Origin of the sequence: Aphanothece hegewaldii CCALA 016 (assembly GCF_003007785.1) — a bacterium.
Taxonomy (GTDB): Bacteria; Cyanobacteriota; Cyanobacteriia; order Cyanobacteriales; family Microcystaceae; genus Chroococcus; species Chroococcus hegewaldii.
Genome location: NZ_PXOH01000089.1, coordinates 1 through 2,294, shown reverse-complemented (window position 1 = coordinate 2,294; position 2,294 = coordinate 1). Strand labels below are relative to the sequence as shown.

Annotated in this window: 1 protein-coding gene; it reads right to left on the bottom strand. The window is 46.8% G+C overall.

Annotated elements, in window-relative coordinates:
- On the bottom strand, positions 1-2,294 hold a 2,294-nt coding region (locus C7H19_RS25000; RefSeq protein ID WP_245927794.1), incomplete at both ends, for an ATP-dependent Clp protease ATP-binding subunit.

The following is a 2,294-nucleotide window of genomic DNA, read 5'->3' as shown; positions in this document are numbered from 1 at the left end:
GGCGCATAATGGCACGACGTAAAGGACGCGCACCGTAAGCGGGGTTATATCCTTCTTCGACGAGGCGTTCTTTAAACTTATCAGTCACACTTAAAGTAATCTGTTGTTCAGTAAGCCTTGAGAAAACTTCTAATAGCAAGATTTCCGAAATTTCTTTGACCTCATCCTTACTCAGTTGACGGAAGACAATAATCTCATCAAGACGGTTGAGGAATTCTGGACGGAAATATTGTTTGAGTTCTTCATTAACAAGAGAACGAATCCGATTGTATTGGGCTTCGCTTTCATTCTCACCACTAAACTCAAACCCAATACCACCGCCACCTTTTTCGATGACTTTTGAACCAATATTAGAAGTCATAATCAACAGAGTATTCTTAAAATCCACTGTCCGACCTTTGGCATCAGTCAAGCGACCATCTTCGAGGATTTGCAGCAACATATTAAACACATCGGGATGGGCTTTCTCAATCTCATCAAAAAGAACCACCGTATAAGGACGACGACGCACCGCCTCCGTTAACTGACCCCCTTCGTTATAACCCACATACCCCGGAGGCGAACCAATCAACTTAGAAACCGTATGACGTTCCATATATTCCGACATATCCAGACGGATCATCGCATCTTCGGAACCAAAGAAATAAGTCGCCAGCGCCTTAGTTAACTCGGTTTTCCCCACACCAGTTGGCCCAGAGAAAATAAACGAAGCGATCGGACGGTTCGGGTTTTTCAATCCCACTCTCGCTCTCCTGATGGCACGAGAAACCGCTTTTACCGCATCTTCTTGACCGATTAATCTTTGATGTAGGGTATCTTCCATGTGCATCAGTTTCTCAGATTCGGTTTCCGTCAGTTTATTCACCGGAACACCCGTCCAAGAAGCCACAATATGGGCGATTTCTTCAGCACTGACAAAAGGCTCTACCGTATCACCCTCGGTTTTTTTCGCACTGGCAATAGAGCTTATTTGTTCTCTCAGTTCAATTTCACGATCGCGCAATTCACCCGCTTTTTCAAAATCCTGGGAACGAACCGCATCATCTTTTTGTTTTAAGATGCCTCTAAGTTCTTTTTCCTTGTCCTTGGCTGCCGGGGGAAGTTGGGAATTGAGTAAACGAACACGAGAACCCGCCTCATCAATCAAATCAATTGCCTTATCGGGTAAGAATCTATCGCTAATATACCGGTCACTGAGTTTCGCCGCCGCAATCAGAGCCTCATCTAAAATTTTCAGTTTGTGATGTTGTTCGTAGCGTTCCCGTAATCCATAGAGAATTTCAATCGTCTCATCGACAGAGGGTTCACCCACCATCACTGGTTGAAAACGTCGCTCTAGTGCCGCATCCCGTTCGATGTGCTTGCGGTATTCATCTAAAGTCGTGGCTCCGATACATTGTAATTCACCCCTCGCCAAAGCTGGTTTAAGGATATTCGCCGCATCTATAGCCCCTTCTGCTGCACCCGCCCCAATTAGGGTATGAACTTCATCAATCACCAGAATCACATTTCCGGCGGTGCGAATTTCATCCATGATTTTTTTGAGACGTTCTTCAAATTCCCCCCGGTACTTAGTTCCTGCCACCAGTAAACCGATATCTAGGGTCACCACCCGTTTATCTTCGAGGATATCGGGAATATCCTTGTTAGAGATGCGTTGGGCCAAACCTTCCGCGATCGCTGTTTTTCCCACCCCAGGTTCACCAATCAGTACAGGGTTATTTTTCGTGCGTCGTCCGAGGATTTGAATCACCCGCTCAATTTCTTTTTGTCGTCCCACCACTGGGTCTAGCTTGCGTTCGGCTGCCAACTGAGTGAGATTTGTGCCAAATTCATCGAGGGTGGGGGTTTTCGTGCGACCTGTAGCGGTATTGCCTGCTGCCACTTCCGCCGTTTCACCCAACATCCGAATCACCGAAGTGCGGACTTTAGAAAGGTCTACACCCAGATTTTCTAAGACACGTGCTGCCACCCCTTCTCCTTCTCGAATTAACCCCAGTAATAGGTGTTCTGTGCCGATGTAATTGTGTCCTAACTGACGCGCCTCTTCTAGTGACAGTTCTAGAACACGTTTGGCTCTGGGTGTAAAAGGAATTTCCACAGCTACGAAACCAGAGCCACGGCCGATGATTTTTTCGACTTCTATGCGAGCATCTTTTAAATTCACTCCCATTGATTTGAGAACCTTGGCGGCCACACCCGTTCCCTCGCCGATCAATCCTAGTAAGATCTGCTCTGTTCCTACGAAGTTGTGACCCAAACGCCGGGCTTCTTCTTGGGCGAGCATGATTACT